The following is a 25,100-nucleotide window of genomic DNA, read 5'->3' on the forward strand; positions in this document are numbered from 1 at the left end:
CAGGAAACAGCAATGCCTTTAGCAAGATGGACCGGCCTCGTGCAGGACGGCAACGGCAACGCCGTGGCTGGAGCACAGGTCGAGGTGCGGCGGGAAAGCGACAATGCACTTGTGGCGCTGTTCTCGGATCCGAATGGTACGGCGGCTCTGGGCAATCCCTTCACGGCCGCCGATGCCACAGTCTGGTTCCATGTCGCTGGCGGCGCCTATCGTGTCAAAGCGTCGGTCGGAGCCTTCGAGCAAGTCTGGCGCTATGTTGGCATTGGCACTGCCAGCCAACTTGACATCGAGGATGCCATCAACGGCGCCCGGTATGACGTCATGGTCAGCACCATGTCAGACCGGGCAGCCTATAACGGCGAGGGCGCCTTGTTTGCCGTGTTCGTGGCCGACGTCGGCAACAGCTTTGGCGCCGCCAATGCCGGGCGCTCGGCGATCTTTGCCAAGAAGTCGGCGACGTCGGGCGACTGGACCGACCCCGCCTATATGACGGGCCCGATCTATGCGTTCGAAGCCGGCACCACGACGACGGGACCGGCAGGCAGCGATGCCAGTTTCAGCATCACGCCGACGGCGCAAGGCGGAAAGCTCAACCTCACCTTGCCGCGCGGCAATACCGGTGCGCCGGGTGCGGCCGGTGCGGATGGCCGCGATCCTGGTATCCTGCTTACCTGGTCGACGAACACCGCCGACAGCGATCCGACTGACGGCATTGTCAAAGCCAGCAACGCCGATCTCTCCGCGGCCGCCTTCCTCTATGTCGACAATGTCAACCGCGCCGGCTCGTCGCTGATCAACTTTCTCGACCGTCTCGACGACAGCACGAGCCCGATCAAGGGCGAACTCACCCTGACGCGGGTGTCCGATAACGCGCAGGCCATTTTCGCCGTCGTCTCGGCCGTGGCCGCGTCGGGATACTTCAAGGTCGGCGTCACCGGTCATTCTGGCGCGACAGCATTCGGCAATGGCCAGCCCGTCAGCTTCCAGTTCACCCGCACCGGCAACGCCGGCTCTGGCGACGGCGACGTCAAAGGCCCGGTTTCGTCAGTCGGCGGACGCATTGCTGTGTTCGACGGTACGTCCGGTAAGCTGTTGGCTCAGGGCGGGGTCGCCATTGCCGATCTGCAGCCTGCAGATGCCGACCTCACGGCGATCGCGGCGCTGACCACCACGACCTATGGTCGTGCGCTTCTGACGCTGGCGAACCAGGGCGCTCTGATGGCGCTCCTGTTGCTAAGTTCGACTACGGCTGCGGGTATCATCGAGCAGGCGACCGCCGGAGAGGTTCGAAGCGGCCTAGCTGATCGCGCCATAGCGCCCGACGTCGCCCAGGCGGCAATGGCATGGGTGGCGGGCCCGGCTGATGCTTCAACAATGACGTTCGATCAGGCTGCTGGCGTGAACCAGACAGCGACTGCGACGGCCGCGCGGACCATCACTGCAAGCAATCTCAAAAACGGCCTGCCGCTGACGATCGTCTTCACCGGCAACTTTGCCCACACCTATGACACGGCAGCTTTCGACTTCACGGAGGTTGGCGGTGTGCCCATATCGCCGCTGTGGCCCGTATACCTCGTTTCGGGGTCGTTCGTGGCGGCAAGGTCAGGGTCCACACCGTTGCGGAGACAGGCGCGTGACGCTGCCGGGATGGTTTCGTCAGCGGCGAAAGCGCGGGAAGCCGGTGATCTCGCCAGTTGGTCTGCTGGCCTATTATCCGCTCGACGCAGACGCGTCTGACGCCTATGGCACTTTTCCAGGCACGCCGACCAGCGTCTCGTTTGTGCCCGGCAAGATCAGGGGTGCGGCCAGCTTCAACGGATCGTCGAGCAAGATAGCGGTTCCGATCCAGTCGGCCATGGCGACCAATTTCAGCTTGGCTGCATGGATCAACTTTGCAGCCACTGGAACGCTATTCCTCAACGGAACGCAGAGTGGTCGTTCCCGCTTCGCCATCTTGTCAGACGGCCGACTTCGCTTCACCGAAGACAATATCGCCGACTACACCTTCACGCCGGTTCTGGCCTTCAACACTTGGTACCATATCGTCTTTGTAAAGAACGGCAACAGCGGCGCTAACCTAACGCTGTACGTGAACGGCGTCGCTTCCGGTTCGGTCTCCGTAGGCACGATCACCACGCCTTCTGGGACGGCCTATATCGGCGCGAACAATACCACCACGTTCTGGAGCGGTCTTCTCGATGACATCAGCCTTTGGAGCCGGGTTCTGACGGCCGATGAAATCGCCAAACTCGCCAGCGGCACGGCTGGCATTGCTACCCGATAGGAGGCCAGAGCATGCTTGCATATAAAGGGGACGACGTTTCCTGGATCGAATGGCAGGGCGAGCCGCGGCCGCTGAATGGCGAAGGCGCTTGGGAGCTGCCGCGCAATGCCGGCGACACCTATAGCTGGCAGCGGCTGCGCACCTTCGGGCTCTACCGGGTCGAGCAAGGCGAGCTCCCGGCCGGGAAGGTCGTGACGGCGCGGTCGCTCGAAGATCACAACGGCCGGCCGCGAGAGGTGCTGACACTCGACGATGCGCCGATCGTCATGGAGCCCTACCAGGTCTACCGCTCCACCTTCATCAGTCGAATGGATTTTGATCCGGAAGCAGGGATAGACGAGGTCGGCAAGCTGGAGGCTGTGCTGAACGGGCATGGGAATGCCAAGCTGCGCCAGATGTTCTACGCCGTCGAATATTTCGTCTCCGATGATCCGCTCTTTGCCGTGCTGCATTGGACTGTGGCGATGGCGCTGTCGGTGGATGGAGAGGCTCCGAACATTGAGAGGGCGGACGAGCTATTGGCGCCAAGCTGAGTGGCGCAAAATGGCAACATCTAGGCTGCCCCTCTTCCGTTGCCACGCTTAACCCTTGTTAATCCAACGGGCGAAGCGCATGACACGCCATCTTTGAGGGGTCTCACATGCGCAAGTTTCTTATTTCGATGGCCGCGCTCAGCGCTGCGATCGTCCCAGCTGCTGCAGCCGATCTATATCTGCCAGCACCAGAAGAGGTGATGGGCTACGATCTTCCCGCCGTGAGCGGCATCAACGGCAAGGCTGAAGTTCTCGGCGGCTTCCGCAATCTTGATGGCGACGACAGCTTTGTCGGCGCTATCGGCGGTACCGTGTCCATTCCTGTGGGTCACAGCTTCGGTGTCCAGCTCGATGCTGCGGCTTCAATGAGCGATGACGACACCGCAGTCGGTGGCGCGATCCACGCCTTTATGCGTGATCCTTCGTCCTACCTTATCGGCATCACCGCCGGTGTGGTTCGTACCGACAACGGCAATACTCTCAGCGCTGTCGGCGCCGAAGGCGAGCTCTATCTCGATCGCATCTCGCTCGAAGCCTGGGCTGGTTATGCCCGCCTCGACTATAATGATGATTTCGCCATCGATGATCTGGACGGCGGTTTCTTCATCGGCGATGTCGCCTGGTACGCCAATGATAACTGGCGTCTGGCGATCGGCGGTTCCTACATTCTCGAAGAGGCGTCCCTCAATCTCTCGACCGAATACCAGTTCGACACCCTGCCGTTCTCGGTGACCGGCCAGGTAAGCTTTGCTGAAGACGACAACATCACGGCGACCATCGGCCTTCGCGGCTATTTCGGCGCTCCATCCGATCGCACCCTTATCGAACGTCACCGTCAGGACGATCCTCAGAACCGGGCTCTTGGGCTTATCGGTTCTACAGCCGGACAGATTTTCGAAGGTGCGCCACCGGAAGTGATTGAGCCGCCGGCGGAAGAGCCGTGCCTTCCCCCTTACTTTGAAGTAAACGGGGAATGTATCGACTCACGAGGTTGAAGGTTGAATGTAAAGGCGGTTCTTCGGAGCCGCCTTTTTCTTGCGGCCTGCGCTTCTGCAGCTCTCGGTGCTGCCGTTCACCTTCGAGCGAAACACACTTCTGGACGAAAATAGCCGGCCAGTGCACTCTCGTCCCTGCAATGCTTGTGGGGGCAAGTCTATGTTCTTTGTCGCAGTCGGTAATCTCGTCGCCTGGCTGACGTTCCTTCTTGGTAGTGCGCAGCTGGGTCTGGCGCTTTTCATTGCCTGGCGCCCCGATGCGGCAGAGCGAGCCTGGATGGCAGAGCGATACCTCAATTCATCGAGCGGTAGCGCAATCAATGAGGCTGTGCTCATGATCGGCTTCTCGCTTGTACTCGGCATCCTGGCGAGCATTGGTAAATCGTTGCGCGAGCAACAGCAGTGATGCGTGCGGCCGCGCTACAGCCGAAATATCATTTCCAGATGGACCGCGAGGTCATGAAGGTGGTGAGCGTCAAATTTCACCGCGGCCTTTTGAGGGTCGGCGTCAGCTATGCGACCGACCAGGGTCTTATCGCTGATGACCAGGCCGAAATGGCGGTTATCGGCCAGCCAACGGCTGAAGTCGGAAAACTCGGCCTCTATCTGAAGTGCCGGGTCCAGCCGATCTCGTGGCTTCCCCAGCTGGTGCTTCGGCGCCGCCGGTTCTTTTGACGACAAGCCAAACGATCTGGTTTCGCAGGCGCTGCTGAGCGTCCCAGTCGATTTCTATTTCCACGTGAGCCCTCCCAAGCTGAGCCATTGAGGCACGGGCCGAAGGCGCACGCAATCCAACATCAACAGGTGCCTTCCATGGGTAATATCAACGCGGAAGCTGCCGGTGATGGTCATAACTGCGGGGTGGAGGGCTGGCCTGGACTTGAACCAGGAAACCAGGAGTTGCAATCCCGTGCGTTAACTTCCGCCACCAGTCCACGTACTCACTAAACCGATTTTAGTTTCGCGCCGGCAACGCCGATTTTAGCATCTGGTTAACGCATACCAAAAAGCCCCAGCCCTGGACGGCTGAGGCTTCTGACTACGATGCGCGCACACGGTACATTTCGCGCGGTACAAACATGCCGGATCAAACTGAATATGGGCTTAACAGCTGGCTCAAAGCGCCGAACACGGTGGCTAATTTCGACTAGCATGCCAGAGACCGAGAGGTATCCACCGAGAGGGGCGGGTATAAGCGTTCAGCGCCGCCCATACCCGCCACCGCGATGAATAGCGTAGCAGAACTTAACTTATGATAATCGCGCTATAACGTTGGCTATGCGCTTTCTAGGATCAGTCCCGAAAGGAAAATTGGGACAGTTCACAGACGTTCTGGTTGGCTGCAGTGACACGGTCGCCATCCTCAAAAACGGCTAGGAAGTCATATCTGCAGTAGCCAGTTCCGTCGTCGATGTTGATCACGATGCTCTGCCCAGAAGGCAGAACGCTCGAGCCAAGGATGTCCTCCTCCCAGTCGTTTGTGCCGGTATTCGACGCATAGAACTCCCTGATCGTGAGAACTCAGGTTGTTGATCTGGACCCGACGATCCAATGCCGATGCGCTGGTAACGCTCACGGCGAGGATAGCGAGCGCTAACCCCGTAACAGTAGTTTTCATGATTATCCCCCAAGGCGACCTCAGCGCCGCTTTATCGATACTGTTCGGGACACGATATAACAAGTAGCTGCGTAGCCGTTACTTGTTTGGTGCTGACAGGTAGGCACGTTTAAGAAAAAGCCCCAGCTGCTGGGGAGGAGCTGAGGCCTTATCCTTGGAGAGTGCCAGCATGCTCTGAGGGCACCGTTGCTGACAGGCGATTGAACAGCCGGGCGCCCAACTAAGTTCCAGGCTCTCGCGAAAAGACCCCGGCTCATGGCCGGGGCAAGTCTCACCCACGGAGATGCGCCCCCGCAGGTGAGAGAACAACGCTGCCAGGCGGGCGATAGACTCAGATTATCAACAGGAGGCCGTTATGGCCGAGAAGAACTTCGCCGCGGCGTTGCCGGCGGTGCTCGCCCATGAGGGTGGGTATGTCGACCATCCGTCCGATCCGGGCGGTGCGACCAATCTAGGTATCACGCGCAAGACGCTGGCACGCTGGCGCAATATTTCGCCCTGGACCTCGCTGCCCAAGTCCGCTGTTAAGGCGCTCAGCCGTGACGAGGCGGCCGCCATCTACAAAGACCGCTATTGGGACGATGTGCGTGGCGATGACCTGCCGGCGGGCCTCGACTATGCGCTCTTCGACTACGCCGTAAACAGCGGGTCCGCACGCGCTGCCATTACGCTGCAAACCATTGTCGGCGTCGCGCCCGATGGGGAAGTCGGCCCAATCACCCTTGCTGCGACCGCAAAGCTGCCGGTGAAGACGCTGATCGTTGACCTGTGCTCGCAGCGCCTGGCATTCCTCGAGCGCTTGTCGACTTACCCTGTGTTCGGTCGCGGCTGGAAAAAGCGCGTCGATGGTGTCCGAGTGCTGGCCATGAAGATGGCCGACCAACCTGCTGTCGGCACTCCCGCACCGGAACCCAAGCCCGTCAAGTCCGACATCAGGGTCCGCCAGCATATCCAGATCATCCGCGCCGAACTCGACGCGCTTGAAGCCGCGCTCTAGCGCAAACCCCTCACATCAACGGAGACTACCCATGCGACTGCTTAAGCAGGCGGCGATGTTTGCTGCCCTCATGTTCGTTGCCGTGCTTGCCATCTATCCGGCGGCGGCCTTCGCCCAGGCCGTAGCGACAGATCCTGTCGTCGTTACGCAGCCGAGCTTTCTGTCCGAGCTGATTGTTGCTCTGGTGCCGATCTTCGGCCTGGTCGTCACCACGCTGGTCGGAATCGGCCTGGCCTTCCTCAAGCAGAAGACGGGGATTGATGTTGAGGCCCAGCATCGCGCTGCGCTTCAATCCGCGCTGCTGAACGGCATTCTTTTCGCCATACAGCGGATGGGGTGGGTGCAAGGCCAGCCTACTGATCGGCTCCTGGCGGCTGCCCGCGGCTACGTCGAACAGTCCGTGCCTGATGCTCTGGTGAAGTTTGGAATCGACGCTGCTACCGACGTTGGCCGCGCGACGCTCGATCAGTTGCTGACGCCGAAGCTTCCGGTCCCTCCCGGCACGGTCATGCCGAATGGCGACGTTTTGATCGGCCGGGCGCCGCAGCCATGAGCCAAGTCCCGCACGCCGGGCCTGGCCTCTGGATTCAGATCCAGCATCGGTTCGGCCCTCGCATGATGGAATGGTTCATGGCCTTCCACACAGCCCTATTCGGCGTCGTCCTGGTGATGACGCCGGGCCTCTTCGAACAACCAGCATGGGCAGGTTTCCGCGGCATCTTTCAGGAATCAGAGGCGCGCTTGGGCTGGCTGATGGTGATCCTCGGCGTTGCTCGGATCGGCGGCCTCATCGTGAACGGCGCCCGCAAACACGTTACGCCAATGATCCGCCAGGTGTCTGCCGGCATCGGTTGCATGATTTGGTTCGGAATCGTCTACGGCTTTGCCACCTCTGGCGTCGTCAGCACCTGGCTAGCCATCTATCCGCTCTTCGGCATCGGCGAGCTGGTCAACATTCACCGCGCTGCGCACGACCAAGGGGAAACGCGGAATGGAAAAGCTTCTTGATACGCTGGCCGGCCAGCCCTTGGCGCTCGTCGTCTTTGCCGTAGTGCTGGCGCTTATCTTCGGTGTTCGCTACTTGGGATTGTGGCAGGGGCAGAACGCGGCTCCATCGGTGAAGGATGGGCAGGCAGCTGTGGCAGCCGTCATCGTAGACCCTACCGCTCTCAATGCAGCAGCAGGAGAGGTTGCCGGACTATCGGTCACCATCACGGAAGCAATGGCCGTTTTCCGTGCTCACACCGCTGCGGTCGATCGGCAGAGCGACAAGATCCACGACCTCGAGGGCGGCATCGAGAAGCTGCGAGACCAGCTGGTTCATGTGGCAGCAAATATGAAGTAAGTGCCACCAACCCGCCTGCTTCCTATAGCCGGTTGCCTGGGGAGGTATTGGCGGAAGAGCTGGCCTCGGCGAAAGGGCAGGTGCGTTAGGTAGATGGAGGATCGAGGCTTGGTCTTTCAACCACTGCCATACCCAAGGCGGCATCCATCCATCTGCGGGAGCGTAAGGGTTGATCGGCAAAACCATAGAGTGATCTTCCACGCTCAGATGCTTGATAAACAAGTCCCTGATAAAGGATGGGCCACGATCTGAAACGACTAGCCAAGTGTCGCCAGTAACTCGGACCCAATCGCCAGCTTCGCTCATAAACGCGTCCACCAAAGCAGGGTTGATCGGTGAGCTAACCCATCTGACGATGACGACGTAGATGGCCTTCATTGACCAAGCTCCTTCGAGTGCTCAAGGATGGGCATAGATCCCCCGATGCCCTCCGCAGGACTTCCTAAAGGAACCGGGCTGATCTTTCCATGGATCACATCTGGATTGCGGGCTGTCATCGCGTCGCGCAACGCTTTTCGGGCAGCTTCTCCTTCCAGCGCTCCTAAAATGGGATGAACAAGAACGATGAACCCCGCTATTAGCGTATAGGCGACAAGGGCCGCACAGCCGAACCAGAAGCCGTGCATTTTAAATTCACTAGGGAGCGCGCCCATGGCAGCTGCGCCGAAGAGCAACCCGAGCATAAAAAACGGCGTGATCTTCCCGAGCAATCCTGAGCCCATGCGAGACGCTAGTTCGCCGATAGTCTCTTGAATAGCGCTCTTACCCTCTGCCATTGCTTGGCCTTGCCCTTGGTTGACAATGACATTGTCACACGGATTCGCGGAAAATGTCATGTGCCATGCCAAGTGCCAGTGCGTAGCCGTGGCCTTATGTGGTCGCAAGCAATTACAATGGGATAGGGGTGGCACATGATGGCACAGAATAAGCCTGCCCTTGAGCCAGTCGAATAATTCAATCCATTGAAATGATTTAACTTTTTGTTGGCTGGGGAACCTGGATTCGAACCAAGATCGACGGAGTCAGAGTCCGCTGTTCTACCATTGAACTATTCCCCCCAGCAAAGCCTGCTCGGCTGGGCGGCGCGGGAGCTTGGCTCGCGGCGCGGCGCGGGGTTTCATTACGCAAAGCGGGGGAGAGTGCAAGCACTAGTGGCAAAGTTTTTGAGGCCTGGACCGTCTCGATGAACGGGGGATGAACAGAACCGCCATTGTGCTCCGCTGCGCCTTGCTCTAGCCTGTTTGTCGACACGAAACAAAATGCGTCGGGCGCGGACCTTTAAGGGTCCTGCGACCGCGCATGAAGGAGCAAAAGTGACCGATATTTCTCGGTCCGCCAATGCATCGGCGCCGCGCGCCGAGGCAGGGCCCGGTCAGCCATCCGGCGACAGCCGGGGCGCAGCGCAGGCGCGCCATCGCCTGCCGCACCGGATCCGCGGACGCCACAATCTTCCAACCAACGCCGCCATCGCGGCCCTCTCTATGCCGCCCTCGACTTGGGCACCAACAATTGCCGCCTGCTTATCGCCCGCCCGCATGATCGCGGTTTTCGCGTGCTCGATGGCTTTACCCGCATCGTTCGCCTGGGCGAGGGCGTTTCGGTTACCGGGCGGCTGGGAGATGCCGCCATGGAGCGGACCATGGAAGCGCTGCGCCAGTGCCGCAACAAGCTGCGCGACCACCAGCCGACGCGAATGCGCCTGATCGCCACCGAAGCCTGCCGTGCCGCAGAAAACGGCCCGGCCTTCCTTTCCCGGGTCAAAAGCGAGATCGGGCTCGATCTCGAAATCGTCGATCGCCGCACCGAGGCCGAGCTGGCGGTGACGGGCTGTGCCGACCTGATCGACGGGGAGGCCTCGGGCGCCTTGATGTTCGACATCGGCGGCGGCTCGTCCGAACTCGCCTGGCTCGATTTCCGCGGCGGCCGTCCGCGGTCGCAGGGGCGGATGTCGGCGTCGATTCGCTCCTGGCAGTCGCTGCCGGTGGGCGTCGTTTCCATCGCCGAGCGCTTTGGCGGCGTCGACGTGACGCCCCAAGTCTTCGAAAACATGGTGCGCTACGTTTCGGAACACCTGCGCCAGTTCCGCGGCCGCGAAAAGCTGCGGCAGATGATCGGCACTCACCCGGTGCATCTGATCGGCACGTCGGGCACGGTAACGACGTTGGCCGGGCTACATTTGGGTCTCGAGCGCTATGAGCGACAAAAGGTCGACGGGCTCTGGATGAAGCGGCAGGATGTCGATGAAACCATGCGCGTGCTGCTCGACATGCCTTTCGAGCGTCGCGTCGCTCATCCCTGCATCGGCAAGGACCGGGCCGATCTGGTGCTGCCCGGTTGCGCGATCTTCGAGGCCATTCGCCGCGAATGGCCGACGGAGCGCGTGCGCGTTGCGGATCGGGGCTTGCGCGAAGGCATTCTGATCTCGTTGATGGATGCAGATCGCACCACCAAGCGCTTCTCGCGCTATCCGAAGGGAGCTGGCAATGGTCAATAGCAAGGCTCTGGGCACCGGCGGCCGCAAGTCCGACAAGGATCTTAAAATCCGCGTCAAGACGGCCCAAGGGGCGCAAGGTCGCGTCCACCAAATGGCTCGAGCGCCAGTTGAACGACCCCTATGTGGCCCGCGCCCGATCGGAAGGCTATCGCTCGCGCGCGGCCTTCAAGATCAAGGAAATGAACGAGAAGCAGAAGTTCTTCAAAAAGGGCAGCCGCGTGGTCGACCTCGGCGCCGCACCGGGCGGCTGGTCGCAGGTAGCTGCGGCTGCGGTCGGCTCGACCGATGCCAACCCGCTGGTGGTGGGGATCGATTATCTCGACATGGATCCGATCCCCGGCGTCATCCTGTTCAAGAAGGATTTCACCGAAGACGATGCGCCAGGACTGCTGATCGAAGCGCTGGGCGGGCACAAGGTCGATGTGGTGATGAGCGACATGGCCTGGCCCACGACCGGCCATCGCGCCACCGATCACCTGCGCATCGTGCACCTGATCGAAATCGCGGCGGATTTTGCCATTCAGGTGCTAGCGCCGGGCGGCTCATTCGTCGCCAAGGTGTTCCAGGGCGGCACCGAGCATGAGCTGCTGCATATGCTCAAGCGCCATTTCAACACGACCTTCCACATCAAGCCGCCGTCGAGCCGCAAGGATTCGGCTGAGGCGTATCTGGTGGCGAAGGGGTTTAAGGGTTCGAACGTAGCTGAGAACGCTGAAGAAGAGCGGTAGGCCCCCTCACCCGGCCTTTGGCCGACCTCTCCCCCATAGGGAGAGGTGTCGCTGCGCGACGAACGCGGTTGTGCACCCACCTCTCCCTATGGGGGAGAGGTCGACGCGAAGCGGCGGGTGAGGGGGCCTTTTAATGGACCCCGTCACGCGCCGAGAGCTGGTGCCCAGCATTTCGCGGCAGGCGCAGGTAGAGGATCGTGGCCAGGGCGCCTACGGCGGCAACGACATAAAAGGCCAAGTGGAAATCGCTGAGCGCCAGCTGGTCGCCGCCGCGTAGCCGGTGCGCAAGCTCTAGCGTGCCACCGCCAAGGGCGACGCCCATGGCGAACATGAGCTGGCCCCAGACCTGGCTCATCGTGTTGGCTTGCCCCGCGTCGTTGTCCTCGATATCGGCGAAGGTGAAGGCGTTCGAGCCTGTCCAGAACGTGGACTGCCAGAAGCCGGTGAAGACGAGAATGGCCAACATCAGCGGGATCGGCGTGCCAGGCTCGTAAAAACCCATGACCAGGATGCCGGCGGCCGAAATGCCGCTCGAGATGACCAGCGGGTATTTGAAACCCCAATTGGCAAAGATCCAGTTGGCGACGAACTTGGCCGCCAGCGCCCCGACGGCTCCGGCAAAGGTCACCATGCCCGATTGAAACGGCGTGAGGCCGAAGGCGAGCTGCAGCATGAGCGGGAAGAGGAAGGGCACGGCGCCCTGGCCGAGGCGGAAGAAGGTGCCGGCGACCGTGGTGATGCGGAAATTGCGCACGGCAAGAAGGCGCAGGTCGAGCAGCGGATATTCGGTCGAAAGCGCGTGGCGCACGTAGATGTAACCGAGCCCGATGCCCAGCGCCGGAAATGACGCCGTAGATTGGGGGCAGGGCGGGCAGGCTCACCACCGAGCAGCCGAAGGCGAAAAGGGCGAAGGCGAGCCCGGCAAGAACGAAGCCGGGGCCGTCGATCTTGCGCGGCGCGCTTCTTTCGTCATTGGGCAAGGCAAAGCCGACCAGCACGATCCCCAGGATGCCGATGGGGATATTGATGATGAAGATCCAGTGCCAGGAAAAGTAGGTGGTCAAAAAGCCGCCGAAGGGAGGGCCGACGATTGGTCCGATAAGGCCCGGAATGGTGAGCCAGGCCATGGCGTCGACCAGCTGATGCCGCGGCGTGGTGCGCACGAGGACCAGTCGCGCCACCGGCCCCATCATGGCCCCACCCATGCCTTGGATGAAGCGGGCGCCGACGAATTGTTCGAGCGAGCCGGCAAAGGCGCAGCAAAGCGAGCCGATCATGAAGACCAGCATGGCGACCCGAAAGACGCGGCGGGCACCGAAGCGATCGGCCATCCAGCTCGAAATGGGGATGAAGATGGCCAGCGCCACGAGGTAGGCAGTCAGCGCAAGTTTTAACGAAATGGGCTCGGTGCCGATATCGGCGGCAATGGCGGCAAGCGAGGTCGCGATCACCGTTGAATCCATGTTCTCCATGAACACGGCGGTGGCAAGAATCAGCGGTGTTGTCCGGGACAAAGGCTCTCCACTGCCGGTTGGGTCCGGCTATTCTTTGGTGATGGCGCGATGGCCTGAAACAGTGCTGCCCGCATCGGGCGGCAGGCGGAAATAAGTGATGGCAGCGAGGGCGCTGAGCACGCCGACGGCAAAAAGGCGATCTGGAAATTGAAGAGCGACAGCTCGCCGCCACTGAAGCGGCGGGAAATCTCGATGATGGCCCCGGCGACGGCGACGCCGAAAGCGACGGACAGCTGCTGCGCCACGGCGACAATGGCCGTTGCCTGGCTGGCCTCTTCGTCTGAAACGTCGGCATAGCCCAGAGCATTGGACCCGGTGAAAAACAGCGAGCGCAACACGCCGCTGACGAGAAGCACACCCATGATGATGGGCACGGCCGTTTGCGGCGTGAAAAGGCCCTGAACGGCGATCAGCAAGCCGCCGAATGCAGCGGCAATGCCGAGCACCCGCGGAAAACCATAGCGGGAGAACATGCGCTCGGCGACGAACTTGCTGAGCATGGCGCCGATGGCGGAAATGAAGGTGATGGCGCCGGACTGGAACGGGTTGAGCCCAAAACCGAGCTGCAGCATCAGAGGCAGCAGGAAGGGCATGGCGCCGACGCCGACGCGGAACAACGATCCGCCGGTGATCGACGAGCGAAACAGCGGATGGCGCAGCAGTTTCGGGTCGAGCAGCGGATATTTGGTCCGCCGCGCATGGAGGAGGTAAAAAGCGAGGCCGTGACCCCGACCGCCAGCGTGAGATAACCATAGATGATCGGCAGCGCCGGAAGGCTGATGACGGACAGGCCGAAGACCGTACCGGAAAAGGCGATGGCCGCGAGGATGAAGCCGACAAGATCGACGGGGCGGGGATTTCGTTCGTCCGGGACTTTGAGGAAAATGCCGGCAAGGATGATGCCAGCAATGCCGATCGGGATGTTGATCCAGAAGATCCAGTGCCAGCTGAGATACGTGGTCAAAAATCCGCCGATCAGTGGTCCGGTCACCGGCGCCACCATGGCAGGGATCGAAAGCCAGGCCATGGCCGAAACCAGCTCGTTGCGCGGCGTCGAGCGCACCAGGAGAAGGCGCCCGACGGGCGTCATCATCGACGAGCCGATACCCTGGAAAAAGCGCGATAGAACAAAGCTTTCGAGGGAAAACGAGAAGCTACAGGCGAGCGAGCCGAGCATGAAGACGAAGATCGCCAGCCGGAAGATGTTCTTGGCGCCATAGCGATCCGCCATCCAGCCGCTGATCGGGATAAAGATCGCCAAAGCCACGAAATAGGCGGTGAGCGCGAGCTTGAGCGCAATCGGCTCCGAACCGATGTCGGCGGCGATGGCTGGCAGCGACGTGGCAATAACGGTGGAGTCCATCTGTTCCATGAACAGGGCCACCGCCAATATGAGCGGAGTTACGCGGATCACGAGGGAGGCAATCGGGTGAGTCGAAAAAAGGTTGCCGGGGCAACAACCGCACTATGGGCCGATCGATCGGCCACGCCTAGCCCAAAACCGGCCGCACTGGTCAAAAGGCGCATAGGTCCCATGCCCGGCAGCGCCCCTAGGCAAAGTGTTGAACCGGTGCTAATGACCCTCGCCAACCTGAACCGGGCATCTCCCGCAGCCGGTTCCGTTCCACTCATCTCTGATACGATCAGAAGGCAGGAAGGGTCTGGCCTTGGCAAAGATTATTACCACTGCAACCGGCGACTACGCGCTCACCTTTGACGACGTGCTGCTGCAGCCTGCCCGTTCCGACATCCTGCCCACCGAAACCGACATTTCGACCTATGTCACCAAGGATATAGCGCTCAACCTTCCCATCCTCTCTTCTGCCATGGACACGGTGACCGAAGCCAATATGGCGATTGCCATGGCGCAGGCCGGGGCTTGGGCGTCATCCACAAGAACCTCACCGCCGCCGAACAGGCCGAGCAGGTGCGGATGGTCAAGAGCTTTGAAAGCGGCATGGTGGTCAACCCAATCACCATCGGCCCCGAAGCGACCCTCGCCGACGCCCTGGCGCTGATGCAGAAGTCGCGCATTTCCGGCATTCCGGTGGTGGAAAATGGCGGCACCGGCGGTCGCGCCATCGGCAAGCTGGTCGGCATTCTCACCAATCGCGACGTGCGCTTTGCGTCCCATCCGGCCCAGCCGATCCGCGAGCTGATGACGCACCAGAACCTCATCACCGTGCGCGACGGCGTCAGCAAGGACGAGGCCAAGGTGCTGCTGCACAAGCACCGCATCGAAAAGCTGCTGGTGGTGGACGAAGATTATCGCTGCATCGGCCTCATCACCGTCAAGGACATCGAAAAGGCCCAGCTCCATCCCAACGCCGTCAAGGACGAGCAGGGGCGGTTGCGGGTGGCGGCGGCCTCCACCGTCGGCGACAACGGCTTCGAACGCTCGCTGGCGCTGATCGAGGCTGGGGTGGACCTCCTGGTGATCGACACCGCTCATGGCCACTCGGTGCGCGTGGCCGAAGCGGTCGAGCGGGTGAAGCGCGAAAGCAATTCGACCCGCATCGTTGCGGGCAATGTCGCAACCGCCGAGGCGACCAAGGCGCTGATCGATGCCGGCGCAGACGCGGTCAAGGTCGGGATCGGGCCGGGCTCGATCTGCACGACGCGCATCGTTGCCGGCGTCGGTGTGCCGCAGCTGGCGGCCGTCATGGCCTGCGCCGAAGAGGGCCACAAGCAGGGCGTGCCGGTGATCGCCGATGGCGGCATCAAGTTTTCGGGCGACATGGCCAAGGCCCTCGCCGGCGGCGCCTCCTGCGTCATGGTCGGCTCGCTTTTGGCCGGGACCGATGAAGCCCCGGGCGAAGTGTTCCTCTACCAGGGCCGTTCCTACAAATCCTACCGCGGCATGGGCTCGGTCGGCGCCATGGGTGCGGGCTCGGCGGATCGCTACTTCCAGCAGGATGTGCGCGACCAGATGAAGCTCGTGCCCGAGGGTATCGAGGGCCAGGTGCCCTATAAGGGTCCGGTCAACGCCGTCTTGCACCAGCTTGCCGGCGGCTTGCGGGCGTCGATGGGCTATACCGGCGCGCATACGCTCGAGGATTTCCGCGACAACGCGACCTTCGTGAAGATCTCGGCGGCCGCCCTCGGCGAAAGCCACGTGCATGACGTGACCATCACCAGAGAAGCGCCGAACTATCGCAGCGGGCGCTAGGCGCTATTTGGGGTCGTGGCCCCAATTCATCAGCGAATAGCGCCACTTGGTGTCGGTAATGTCGCCACTGGGGCGTTGCTTGAGATGCCGGTGCACATAGCCGACGACCTTGCGCATATGGGCGAAGTCGTCGTCGGTGAGGTCGGCCACCTTCTTGCGCTTGATCTCAACGATGCGGCGGCCCGAATGGTGACCGACCGACTCCGTGTCGTCGTCGCGATCCTTGGGCCAGCCGACTTCCTTGCTGTGCTCGGTTTCGAGCCACTTTTCGAGCGCGGCGGGCGCCATGTTGACGGCCTCGCCGAACTCCTTGCGGATGTCGTCCTTTTCGTCGTCGGTCATGCCAGAATTCTCCGTTCGGCAAGCAACGGCTGGCGCCGTGCCCACGTTCCGAATCTGAAATCAACGGCTTAGCCTCAGCACGCGATTCTTTACCGGAGCTTCACCATGCCCCTCGTCGATAAGCTCCTGATCCTTGCCATGGGCGCGCAGGTGCTGCTGACCGTTGCTATCCTCGTGCTCATGGGCCGCGAGCGCGTGCCGCGGGTGATGAGCGGCGAGATCGATGTCGCCGATATCGCGGTGGAACGCACGGCCTATCCGCTCAAGGCGCGGCTTCTGTCCAATAGCTTCGACAACCAGTTCCAACTGCCGATGCTGTTCTTTGTTGCGGCTTTGCTGGCGCTGCAGACAGGCCTTGTGGGCTGGGTCGAGGTCGTGCTCGCCGTGCTATTCGTGGCGCTGCGCTATGTGCACGCCGTAATCCACGTCACCACCAATCGCGTGCATCGCCGCTTTGCCGCCTATAGCGCCGGCCTTGCCGTGCTTGCCGTGTTCTGGCTATGGCTGCTGTTCCGCATCCTTTCTCTGCCGAGTATCTGACCCATGCGCCTTCCCGGCCGTCTCGCCGCCGCCATCGAAGTCCTGACCGATGTCGAAACCCGCAAGCGGCCGGTCTCGGAGGCCCTTAAGGCCTGGGGCATCAACAATCGCTTTGCGGGGGCAGGGGATCGCGCCGCCATCGGCAATCTCGTCTACGACGCGCTACGCCGCCGCGCCTCGCATGCCTTTGTCATGGGCAGCGATACGCCGCGTGCGCTCGTCCTCGCCGTTGCCATGCGCGACTGGGGCGATAGTGCCGATGCGCTGAATGCGGCGTTTGCCGATGACAGCCATGCCCCCGAAGCGATCGACGAGCTGGCCGACAACGACATTGCCACCGCGCCAGACTGGGTGCGCGCCGATGTCCCCGAATGGCTGGCGCCATCGCTGGAACGGGCTTTCGGTGCTGACTGGATCGCCGAAGGCGAGGCCATGACTGGCCGGCCGTCGCTCGATCTGCGCGCCAATGCCCTCAAGGCGTCGCCGGAAAAGGTCATGCGCTCGCTGGCGCGCTTCAGTCCCCAGCCGACCGCTATTGCGCCTTTCGGCCTCACCATGCCCGCCGGTCCGCGCGATGCCCGCACGCCCAACGTCACCACCGACGAAGGCTACCTCAAGGGCTGGTTCGAGGTGCAGGACCAGGGCAGCCAGATCGTCTCCGCCATTGCCGGTGCGCGCGAGGGCGAGCAGGTGCTCGACCTTTGCGCCGGGGCAGGGGGCAAGACGCTGGCGCTGGCCGCCACGATGGGCAATTCCGGCCAGATCTTTGCCTATGACGCCGACCGCAATCGGCTCGCGCCCATCTATGATCGCCTCAAGCGCAATGGCGTTCGCAACGCCCAGGTCCGGGCGCCCAATCCCGGTGCGCTCGACGATCTCGCGGGCAAGATGGACCGCGTCGTCATCGATGCGCCCTGCACCGGCACCGGCACATGGCGCCGGCGTCCCGACACCAAGTGGAAGCTGACGCCCGAGCTTTTGGCCCAGCGGCAAGGCGAGCAGGCCGAATTGCTCAAGGAAGGATTGCGCTACCTCAAGCCCGGCGGCACGCTGGTCTACATTACCTGCTCGATCCTGCCGGAAGAAAACGACGACCAGATCGTGGCGCTGAAAGCTGCGCATCCAGAACTGACCACCCTCAACATGGCACAGGCCTGGCGCTCAGCCCTGATCACCGACCTGCCGCAAGGCTTGGCGACGCCCGAAGGCGGCCTGTGCCTTACGCCGCGACGCACCAACACAGACGGCTTTTATATCCACCTGCTGCGCAACGGGGAGCGCTGAACCTCGACCGCAGGCTTCTGCTCCAGCCGCCGCGCCCAGCGCACGGCCGGCTGTTCGACGAAGTAGAAGCTCAGCGTTGCGACAAACACCGACAGGGCGATAACGGCTGCGCTGCTCGCAAGCCAGTTGGACCAACTGCCGTCGAAGACAGGGGTCAGCTGGTCCAAAAGCCAGATGATCAGCGCGTGCCAGATATAGATCCCGAACGAGATCTTGGCGATGAAGCGGACCGGTCGCGCGTCGAGAACAAGGCCGGCATATTGGGAAGCGGCGAGGGCGACCAGCGCCACGGCCACCGCGATTGGCATGGCGGGGAAGGCGTAAGGGATTTCGAGCCAGCCGAAGCCTTCGTTCAGGCCGCCGACATGCACTGCCATGATCAGCCCGCAGGTAAGAACGGCCGCGATCCCAATCGCATCAAAGGCGAGGTGGCGCCGCTTCCCGATCATCACGCCCACGCCTGCCGCAAGCGCGCCGATAGCGAATATCGCAAAGAAACCGATCGGATTATAGCGCGGCATCCAGGCCTTGGCGCCGCCAACCAGTCCATGATCCCAGCCGCGCTGGACTTCGTCGATGGGCGCGAAGTTGAGAATGAGAAAGTGCAGGCCAAGAGCCGCAACGATCACTGCGAGCCAAGCCAGCCGGGCGGTCCAGCGCTTTAGTGCAAAGGCAAAGAGCGCTGTGAAGGCGAAGGGCAGCAGAAGATAGGCGGTGACTTCAAAGCCGATGGACCAGAGTGGTCCGTTGTTGTCGACCGGAAAAAGGGTCACCCAATGCCAGTCGCTGACGAGGAGCGCGCCGGCAACAAAGCGCGTGATGGTCTGGCCATCTGTCGGCGCCCCGGTAAGCCAGACATCGAGCAAGAGGCTCGCCGCTAGCGCGAGCCAGAAGCCGGGCACGATTCTCGCCAGCCGCCGGATCCAGTAGACACGCATGGAGGGCATCGGCTCGCCGCGATCCAGCGCCAGCCAGAACGGCCGCGCCAGAAGATAGCCGCTCAACACAAAAAGACCGCGACGCCGAAGCTGCCCATCACCAGGAACCGCATCACCGGCGCAAGCGCTTCCGGCACCTGGTTCATGTCCATGCGGAAGGCGAGGTGATGGAAAAGGACGGCAATGCAGGCTGCAGCGCGCAGGAAATCGGCGCCGTGGAGGGTCTTCTGGTCAGTCATGGCAGGCTCTTGTTGACGCTGGCCCAGAACGCAGGATCGGGCTCGGACGTTGCCGCATGACGCACAGATCGGCCTTGCACTGGTGACGCTTGCCTAAAAATCATGGCGAGGATAAAGGCTCGCCATGCTGCACCCAGAAACCGCCCCCTCAACGACACCATCCTGATCGTCGATTTCGGCTCGCAGGTCACCCAGTTGATCGCCCGCCGCATCCGTGAAACCGGCGTTTATTGCGAGATCCACCCCTTCCAGTCCGCTGGCGCCGCCCTGGCAGCCCTGCGGCCCAAGGGTGTGGTGCTTTCGGGCAGCCCAGCCTCGACGCTGGACGAAAACGCACCGACCATCGATCCGGCCATCCTTGCCGCAAACATCCCGATCCTTGGCATTTGCTATGGGCAGCAGGCGCTTTGCATGGCGCTGGGCGGCAAGGTCGAAGCCGGCCATCACCGAGAATTTGGCCGTGCTGAACTGACGGTGCAAAAGACCAGCTCGCTTTCGGAAGGCGTGTGGCCGCTCTCGACTAGCCATCAGGTGTGGATGAGCCACGGCGACCGCGTCGTCGCGCTGCCGGAAGGGTTTGAGGTCGTCGGCACCTCTCCCAATGCGCCCTTTGCCATGATCGCCAACGAAGAGCGCCGCATCTGGGCCGTGCAGTTCCATCCCGAGGTGGTGCATACGCCCGATGGCGCTAAGCTCTACGCCAACTTCGTGCACCATATCTGCGGCATCGAGGCGTCCTGGACCATGTCCGCCTACCGCGACAAGATGATCGCCAAGATCCGCGAACAGGTCGGCACCGGCCGGGTGATCTGCGGGCTCTCCGGCGGCGTCGACTCATCGGTTGCCGCGGTGCTGATCCACGAAGCCATCGGCGACCAGCTCACCTGCATCTATGTCGACCACGGCCTCATGCGGCTCAACGAGACCGAGCAGGTCGTCACCATGTTCCGGGACCAGTACAATATCCCGCTGGTGCATGTTGATGCGTCGAAGAAATTCCTGGGCGAGCTCGAAGGCCAGGTCGATCCTGAAACCAAGCGCAAGATCATCGGCCGCCTCTTTATCGAGGTGTTCGAGGAAGAAGCCAAGAAGCTCGGCGGCGCGGACTTCTTGGCGCAGGGCACGCTTTATCCCGACGTGATCGAGTCGGTGTCCTTCACCGGCGGTCCCTCGGTCACCATCAAGTCGCACCACAATGTCGGTGGCCTGCCCGAGCGCATGAATATGCAGTTGGTCGAGCCGCTGCGGGAGCTGTTCAAGGACGAAGTTCGCGCCCTTGGTCGCGAGCTTGGCATTCCCGAGAGCTTCATCGGCCGCCACCCGTTTCCGGGCCCTGGCCTTGCCATCCGCTGTCCGGGCGGCATCACGCCGGAAAAGCTCGACATCCTGCGCCAGGCCGACGCCATCTATCTCGACGAAATCCGCAAGTCCGGCCAATACGACCAGATCTGGCAGGCCTTTGCCGTGCTGCTCCCGGTCCAGACCGTGGGCGTCATGGGCGACGGCCGCACCTATGAATTCGTCTGCGCCCTGCGCGCCGTGACCTCCGTCGACGGCATGACCGCCGACTTCTACCAATTCGACATGAACTTTCTCGGCAAGACTGCCACCCGCATCATCAACGAGGTGCGTGGCATCAACCGGGTGGTCTACGACGTCACATCGAAGCCGCCCGGCACGATCGAGTGGGAGTAAGGCACTAGGTCATCAGCTGGGCGGGTATTCCAAGTACCGGCCCTGCTTCAGCCATCCGACGATCAAGAGTGTGTACGGTTGCGCCATGGTCTAGCGCGATGGCCAAGTGTAGAGCGTCTCCGGCCCTGAGGCCAAGTTCGTGATTGTCGGTAAAGCGGGCTGCCGTCACGAATTGGCTGCCCTTCACATCCAGCACGTTGAAGCTTTCTGCGACGAGCTTGTTGAACACGGAGAGCGCCGCCGCGCGTTGCGCTAAATTGATCTGCCCAGTTCGAACCTTGATCGCCAAGGCTGAAGACACTTCAGTGATTGTCCAAACACTGATGAAGAGCGATCCAGGGTCTTGCTCAGCAAGCCAGGTCTGCGCCCGCGGCGTCAAAACTTCGTTGGAAAGCGACGCCACGATGAGGGACGTATCGAGATAAAACATCAGTACCGGTCGTCATCTCGCATAGACGCAACAAGCTCCGCTGCGCTTTGGGTTTGAGAAGGCATTGTTGCGCTGAGCGCCTGCAGAATTTTTGCGTCGACACGAGCAAGTTTCTTCGGCACCGCAGTTAAACGGGCGACCGGTTTGCCGCGTCGCGTGATCTCCACTGAGTCGCCGGCTTCCACCTGATCAACCAATTCGCTGAGATGTGCTTTGGCATCGGCAAGATTGATCGCGATCATCGAGTGCTCCTGACCATCTACATGGTCATTTACACGCGTTGCCGCACGGGTGTCCAGCTATGATCCTAGCCGTTTGCATTCCCGACCCCCATGCTAATGCTCCCCGCAACTATCTACTAAAGTCAGGCCGGCCATGTCTCAGGACAACATTTTCCGCGAAGTTGACGAAGAGCTCCGCTCGGACCGGATGCGGGCTCTCTGGCGGCGTTTCGCGCCGTTCGTCATTGGCGGAGCCGTGGCCATCGTCTTGCTGGTTGCCATCAACGAAGGCTGGTCCTGGTATAGCAGCAGCCGCTCGGCCGAAGGCTCGCAGCAGCTTTATGCGGCGCTCGACGCGGCCGAAGCGGGTGATATTGCTGGCGCCGAGACGCAGCTCGATGCCATTGCTGCCAACCCCTCGGGCGGCTACGGCACCTTGGCCCAGTTCCGCAAGGCAGCGCTCCTTGCCGAGCAAGGCGACAGTGCCGGCGCGGTGGCCGCTTATGACGCCTTGTCCAGCAGCCAGTCCAATCCGCGTCTGCGTGAACTCGCATTGCTTCTGGCCGGCAAAACGCTGGTCGATACTGGCACCGTCGCCGATGTCGAAGCCCGCCTCGGCACGCTCGCCACCGACGACAGCCAGATGCGCCGCCCGGCGCGCGAACTGCTTGGCCTCGCCCAGTACAAGGCCGGCGACTTCGCCGCTGCCGAGCAGAATTTTGAAGCCGTGCTCAACGATCCGCTGGTGCAGGCCCCGGTGCGCAATCGCGTCAGCTTCTATATCGCGCAGATGATTTCTGATGGCGTGATCGAAGCCGAAACGCCCGCCGAGGACGCGGCCGACGCCGTCGATGCCATCGTTCAGGATGATGCCGTCGCGACACCGGCCCCTACCGAACCGGTAGCCGAATAACCATGACGGTCACACTTGCCATTGTCGGTCGACCCAATGTCGGCAAGTCGACCCTCTTCAACCGCCTTGTCGGCCGAAAGATCGCGCTCGTCGATGATACGCCCGGCGTTACCCGCGACCGTCGCGAAGCCGAGGGCCGCATAGCCGACCTCACCTTCAAGGTGCTCGACACGGCCGGCTACGAGGACGTCAAGGACGGCTCGCTCGAAGACCGCATGCGTCAGCAGACCGAAACCGCCATCCGCGACGCCGACATCATCTTGTTCATGATCGACGCACGCGCCGGCGTCGTGCCGCTCGACCAGCGTTTTGCCCAGGTGCTGCGCAAGGCCGGCAAGGACGTTCATCTCGTTGGCAACAAGGCTGAAAGCCGCGCGGCCGAAGATGGGCTGGTCGAAGCCTTCAAGCTCGGCTTTGGCGAGCCGATCGCGCTTTCCGCCGAGCATGGCCTCGGGCTTTCGGAGCTCTATTCCATCGTTTCCGCGGCCATCGACAAGGCCAACGAGAAACAGGCGGCGGAAGACGCGGCGGCAGCCGTGGGCGATCTCGACATCATGCCCGAGGTCGATGTCGATATTACCCCGACATGCTTGAAGGGGAGGGCGAAGACGCCACGCTGCGCTGGAACCCCAAGCGCTATCTCAACGTCGCCATTGTCGGACGGCCCAATGCGGGCAAGTCGACGCTGGTCAACCGCATGGTCGGCGAAGACCGCGTGCTGGTCGGCCCCGAAGCCGGCATCACGCGCGACAGCATTCTGGTTCCCTGGGAGTGGGAAGGCCGCACCATCAATCTCGTCGACACGGCCGGCATCCGCCGCCGTTCGCGTGTGCATGAAAAGCTCGAAAAGCTTGCCGTCGGCGACTCGCTGCGCTCGATCCAATATGCCGAAGTGGTGGTGCTGTTGCTCGACGCCACGATCCCGTTTGAAAAGCAGGATCTGGCGCTGGCCGATCTCGTGGAACGCGAAGGCCGGGCCATGGTCATCGCGCTCAACAAGTGGGACCTGATCGAGGACAAGAACGAAAAGCTCAAGGAACTGCGCGAGGAATGCGAGCGCCTCCTGCCTCAATTGCGCGGCGTGCCGCTGGTGACGCTCTCGGGCCTGACGGGCCGCAATATCGACAAGCTGATGGACGCGATCTTCACCATCGAGCGGAGCTGGAACGCGCATGTCTCGACCAGCCGGCTCAATCGCTGGCTCGCGGGCATGATCGAGGGGCACCCGCCTCCGGCCGTTTCGGGCCGGCGCCTCAAGATGCGCTATATGACGCAGGCCAAGACCAGGCCCCCAGCTTCATCATTTTCGCCTCGCGGCCTGATGCCGTCCCGGCCTCATACCAGCGCTATCTGGTCAATGGGCTGCGCGAAGCCTTCGATATGCCGGGCACGCCGATACGCATCTGGCTGCGCGGCGGCAACAATCCATACGCGGACAAGAAGTAGGATCGCTCTTCACATCGGGCGGACATGCCCTATAGTGCGCGCGTCGTAACACCCCGCCATTGGTCGCGGCGTGCCAACATTGCACTTTGTTGCTTACAGAAATCATTATCGTCGTCGTTCTGACCCTCGTGAACGGCGCCCTGGCCATGTCCGAACTGGCCGTTGTTTCCGCCCGCGGTGCCCGCCTCAAGGTTATGGCCGAACAGGGCAATACGGGGGCGGCTACGGCCCTCAAGCTTGCCGAAGATCCCGGCAAATTCCTGTCTTCCGTCCAGATCGGCATCACCCTTGTCGGCGTCCTGTCGGGTGCCGTCTCGGGCGCGACGCTGGGCCTTCGCCTGACCGGCTGGCTGGCATCTATCGGCGTGCCCAGCAACATCGCCGATGTCGCCGGCGTCGGCCTCGTGGTCGTTGCCATCACCTATATCAACCTGATCCTGGGCGAGCTCGTGCCCAAGCAGATCGCCTTGCGGAACCCCGAGGCGGTGGCGTCGCGCGTTGCCCAGCCGATGAAGATCATCGCCATCGTCGGCACGCCGATCGTCTGGCTGCTCGACATTTCGGGCAAGTTCGTGCTGCGCCTTCTGGGGCAGGGCGAGCAGAACGAAGAGCAGGTGACCGAGGAAGAGCTGCGCACCGTGATTGCCGAGGCAACCACGGCTGGCGTCATCGAGACTGAAGAGCACGTGATGATCTCGGGCGTCATGCGCCTTGCCGATCGCTCTGCGCGTGGCCTGATGACGCCGCGCCTTGATGTCGTGGTCATCGATGTCGAGGACAGCTACGAGGAAAACCTAGCCACCATTCTTGCGAGCAACCATTCCAAGGTTCTGGTGCAGGAGGGCAATGCCGACTCCATTCTGGGCATGCTGGCGCTCGCCGATCTCCTGCCGCCGCTTGCCGCCGGCCAGCAGCCCGATCTGCGCAAGCTGGTGAAGTCCGTGCCCGTGGTCATGGAACATGCCACGGCCCTCGACGTGGTCGAAGCCATCCGCAAGTCGCCGGCACAGCTGGCGCTGGTGGTCGACGAATATGGGCACTTCGAAGGCATCATCACCTATGGCGACGTGCTCGAAGTCATCACCGGCTATGCCGAGGAGACGGCGGCGACGAGCAGGCCGTGGTGCAGCGCCAGGACGGCACTTTCCTCGTTGCCGGCTGGATGCCGGTCGACGAGTTCAGCGAACGCTTCAAGGTGCCCGTGCCCAAGGAAGCGCGCTACGAAACCGTGGCCGGCTATATCCTGTCGGTGCTCAATCACCTGCCGGCTGTCAGCGAATGCTTTGAGCGTGACGGCTGGAAATTCGAGGTCATGGATCTCGACGGACGTCGCATCGACAAGGTGCTGATGTCGCCGCTCGCGGCCGCAATCTAA

At 62.0% G+C, this 25,100-nt stretch carries 22 protein-coding genes, 1 tRNA gene and 6 pseudogenes; 20 read left to right on the plus strand and 9 right to left on the minus strand.

The annotated features are described in order from the left end of the window. The first annotated feature begins 12 nt into the window (after positions 1-12). From G5575_RS15840 to G5575_RS15865, 6 genes are all read left to right on the plus strand, one after another. Positions 13-1,737 (plus strand): carboxypeptidase-like regulatory domain-containing protein, encoded by a 1,725-nt coding sequence (locus G5575_RS15840; protein WP_164535190.1) that lies wholly within the window; start codon positions 13-15, stop codon positions 1,735-1,737. Then, positions 1,682-2,284, plus strand: a complete 603-nt coding sequence (locus G5575_RS15845) for a LamG domain-containing protein (RefSeq protein ID WP_164535191.1) — start codon at positions 1,682-1,684, stop codon at positions 2,282-2,284. The genes G5575_RS15840 and G5575_RS15845 overlap by 56 nt, the downstream gene beginning before the upstream one ends. Positions 2,285-2,295: 11 nt before the next feature. Then, positions 2,296-2,817, plus strand: coding sequence for a hypothetical protein (locus tag G5575_RS15850; protein ID WP_164535192.1), 522 nt, complete (start codon positions 2,296-2,298; stop codon positions 2,815-2,817). A gap of 107 nt (positions 2,818-2,924) precedes the next feature. Next, positions 2,925-3,812: a TonB-dependent receptor gene (locus tag G5575_RS15855; RefSeq protein ID WP_164535193.1), complete on the plus strand. Its 888-nt coding sequence runs from the start codon at positions 2,925-2,927 to the stop codon at positions 3,810-3,812. A gap of 160 nt (positions 3,813-3,972) precedes the next feature. Further along, positions 3,973-4,218, plus strand: a complete 246-nt coding sequence (locus tag G5575_RS15860) for a hypothetical protein (protein ID WP_164535194.1) — start codon at positions 3,973-3,975, stop codon at positions 4,216-4,218. Further along, positions 4,215-4,487 (plus strand): hypothetical protein, encoded by a 273-nt coding sequence (locus tag G5575_RS15865; RefSeq protein WP_164535195.1) that lies wholly within the window; start codon positions 4,215-4,217, stop codon positions 4,485-4,487. Before G5575_RS15860 ends, G5575_RS15865 begins: the two co-directional genes overlap by 4 nt. 187 nt (positions 4,488-4,674) lie before the next feature. Here G5575_RS15865 and G5575_RS15870 read toward each other — a convergent pair. Next, positions 4,675-4,747, minus strand: a tRNA-Cys gene (locus tag G5575_RS15870). A 1,038-nt stretch (positions 4,748-5,785) separates the two neighbouring features. Here G5575_RS15870 and G5575_RS15875 point away from each other — a divergent pair. From G5575_RS15875 to G5575_RS15890, 4 genes are all read left to right on the plus strand, one after another. Continuing rightward, the gene (locus G5575_RS15875) at positions 5,786-6,427 is read left to right on the plus strand and encodes a glycoside hydrolase family 108 protein (protein ID WP_164535196.1); all 642 of its coding nucleotides are present in this window, start codon (positions 5,786-5,788) and stop codon (positions 6,425-6,427) included. Positions 6,428-6,458: 31 nt separating this feature from the next. Then, positions 6,459-6,980: a hypothetical protein gene (locus tag G5575_RS15880; protein ID WP_164535197.1), complete on the plus strand. Its 522-nt coding sequence runs from the start codon at positions 6,459-6,461 to the stop codon at positions 6,978-6,980. Positions 6,981-7,093: 113 nt separating this feature from the next. Beyond that, entirely contained in the window at positions 7,094-7,435 is a 342-nt protein-coding gene (locus G5575_RS15885; protein WP_207633196.1) for a hypothetical protein, read from the plus strand. Then, positions 7,419-7,772, plus strand: a complete 354-nt coding sequence (locus G5575_RS15890; RefSeq protein WP_164535199.1) for a hypothetical protein — start codon at positions 7,419-7,421, stop codon at positions 7,770-7,772. Before G5575_RS15885 ends, G5575_RS15890 begins: the two co-directional genes overlap by 17 nt. A gap of 374 nt (positions 7,773-8,146) precedes the next feature. On the opposite strand, the gene G5575_RS15895 is transcribed toward G5575_RS15890, so the two are convergent. Beyond that, on the minus strand, positions 8,147-8,608 hold the full coding sequence (locus G5575_RS15895) for a hypothetical protein (protein WP_164535200.1): 462 nt from the start codon (positions 8,606-8,608) through the stop codon (positions 8,147-8,149). Between the two features lie 659 nt (positions 8,609-9,267). Between G5575_RS15895 and G5575_RS15900 the strand changes: the two genes are divergently transcribed. Continuing rightward, a complete protein-coding gene (locus G5575_RS15900) occupies positions 9,268-10,266 on the plus strand; it encodes a Ppx/GppA phosphatase family protein (RefSeq protein ID WP_207633197.1) in 999 nt (332 codons plus the stop codon). 107 nt (positions 10,267-10,373) lie between these two features. Beyond that, positions 10,374-10,994 carry an RlmE family RNA methyltransferase gene (locus G5575_RS15905; protein WP_165700264.1) on the plus strand — a complete coding sequence of 207 codons (621 nt, stop codon included), beginning with the start codon at positions 10,374-10,376 and terminating at the stop codon, positions 10,992-10,994. A 130-nt stretch (positions 10,995-11,124) separates the two neighbouring features. Here the strand turns inward: G5575_RS15905 and G5575_RS22370 are convergent. Further along, positions 11,125-12,466 (minus strand): annotated as a pseudogene (locus G5575_RS22370) (MFS transporter). Between the two features lie 69 nt (positions 12,467-12,535). Continuing rightward, a pseudogene (locus tag G5575_RS15915) lies at positions 12,536-13,922 on the minus strand (MFS transporter). 253 nt (positions 13,923-14,175) lie between these two features. On the opposite strand from G5575_RS15915, the pseudogene guaB reads away from it, so the two are divergent. After that, positions 14,176-15,677 (plus strand): annotated as a pseudogene (gene guaB / locus G5575_RS15920) (IMP dehydrogenase). 3 nt (positions 15,678-15,680) lie between these two features. On the opposite strand, the gene G5575_RS15925 reads toward guaB, so the two are convergent. Further along, a complete protein-coding gene (locus G5575_RS15925) occupies positions 15,681-16,019 on the minus strand; it encodes a DUF3140 domain-containing protein (protein WP_164535202.1) in 339 nt (112 codons plus the stop codon). A 105-nt stretch (positions 16,020-16,124) separates the two neighbouring features. Here G5575_RS15925 and G5575_RS15930 point away from each other — a divergent pair, with 105 nt between their 5' ends. Both G5575_RS15930 and G5575_RS15935 read left to right on the plus strand, forming a co-directional pair. Next, a complete protein-coding gene (locus G5575_RS15930) occupies positions 16,125-16,559 on the plus strand; it encodes an MAPEG family protein (protein ID WP_164535203.1) in 435 nt (144 codons plus the stop codon). A gap of 3 nt (positions 16,560-16,562) precedes the next feature. Next, positions 16,563-17,843: an RsmB/NOP family class I SAM-dependent RNA methyltransferase gene (locus G5575_RS15935; protein WP_164535204.1), complete on the plus strand. Its 1,281-nt coding sequence runs from the start codon at positions 16,563-16,565 to the stop codon at positions 17,841-17,843. Here G5575_RS15935 and G5575_RS15940 read toward each other — a convergent pair. Beyond that, positions 17,810-18,847, minus strand: a complete 1,038-nt coding sequence (locus tag G5575_RS15940; protein WP_235936088.1) for an acyltransferase family protein — start codon at positions 18,845-18,847, stop codon at positions 17,810-17,812. The genes G5575_RS15935 and G5575_RS15940 overlap by 34 nt on opposite strands. Beyond that, positions 18,844-19,020, minus strand: coding sequence for a hypothetical protein (locus G5575_RS20740; protein ID WP_235936089.1), 177 nt, complete (start codon positions 19,018-19,020; stop codon positions 18,844-18,846). The genes G5575_RS15940 and G5575_RS20740 overlap by 4 nt, the downstream gene beginning before the upstream one ends. A gap of 102 nt (positions 19,021-19,122) precedes the next feature. Here G5575_RS20740 and guaA point away from each other — a divergent pair, with 102 nt between their 5' ends. After that, positions 19,123-20,715 (plus strand): glutamine-hydrolyzing GMP synthase, encoded by a 1,593-nt coding sequence (gene guaA / locus G5575_RS15945; RefSeq protein WP_164535205.1) that lies wholly within the window; start codon positions 19,123-19,125, stop codon positions 20,713-20,715. A 4-nt stretch (positions 20,716-20,719) separates the two neighbouring features. Here the strand turns inward: guaA and G5575_RS15950 are convergent, their stop codons facing one another. Both G5575_RS15950 and G5575_RS15955 read right to left on the minus strand, forming a co-directional pair. Next, complete coding sequence (locus tag G5575_RS15950; protein WP_164535206.1) at positions 20,720-21,145, minus strand: type II toxin-antitoxin system VapC family toxin; 426 nt, start codon at positions 21,143-21,145, stop codon at positions 20,720-20,722. Then, positions 21,145-21,387 carry a type II toxin-antitoxin system Phd/YefM family antitoxin gene (locus G5575_RS15955; protein WP_164535207.1) on the minus strand — a complete coding sequence of 81 codons (243 nt, stop codon included), beginning with the start codon at positions 21,385-21,387 and terminating at the stop codon, positions 21,145-21,147. Before G5575_RS15955 ends, G5575_RS15950 begins: the two co-directional genes overlap by 1 nt. A 133-nt stretch (positions 21,388-21,520) precedes the next feature. On the opposite strand from G5575_RS15955, the gene G5575_RS15960 reads away from it, so the two are divergent. The 4 genes and pseudogenes from G5575_RS15960 (at position 21,521) to G5575_RS15970 (ending at position 25,100) form a co-directional block, all read left to right on the plus strand. Then, the gene (locus tag G5575_RS15960; RefSeq protein ID WP_164535208.1) at positions 21,521-22,279 is read left to right on the plus strand and encodes a tetratricopeptide repeat protein; all 759 of its coding nucleotides are present in this window, start codon (positions 21,521-21,523) and stop codon (positions 22,277-22,279) included. 2 nt (positions 22,280-22,281) lie between these two features. Continuing rightward, positions 22,282-22,698 (plus strand): annotated as a pseudogene (locus G5575_RS22375) (GTPase); the annotation flags it as partial. Between the two features lie 167 nt (positions 22,699-22,865). After that, positions 22,866-23,725 (plus strand): annotated as a pseudogene (gene der / locus G5575_RS22380) (ribosome biogenesis GTPase Der). A 146-nt stretch (positions 23,726-23,871) separates the two neighbouring features. Then, a pseudogene (locus G5575_RS15970) lies at positions 23,872-25,100 on the plus strand (hemolysin family protein).

Origin of the sequence: Devosia aurantiaca, assembly GCF_011058215.1 — a bacterium.
Taxonomy (GTDB): Bacteria; Pseudomonadota; Alphaproteobacteria; order Rhizobiales; family Devosiaceae; genus Devosia; species Devosia aurantiaca.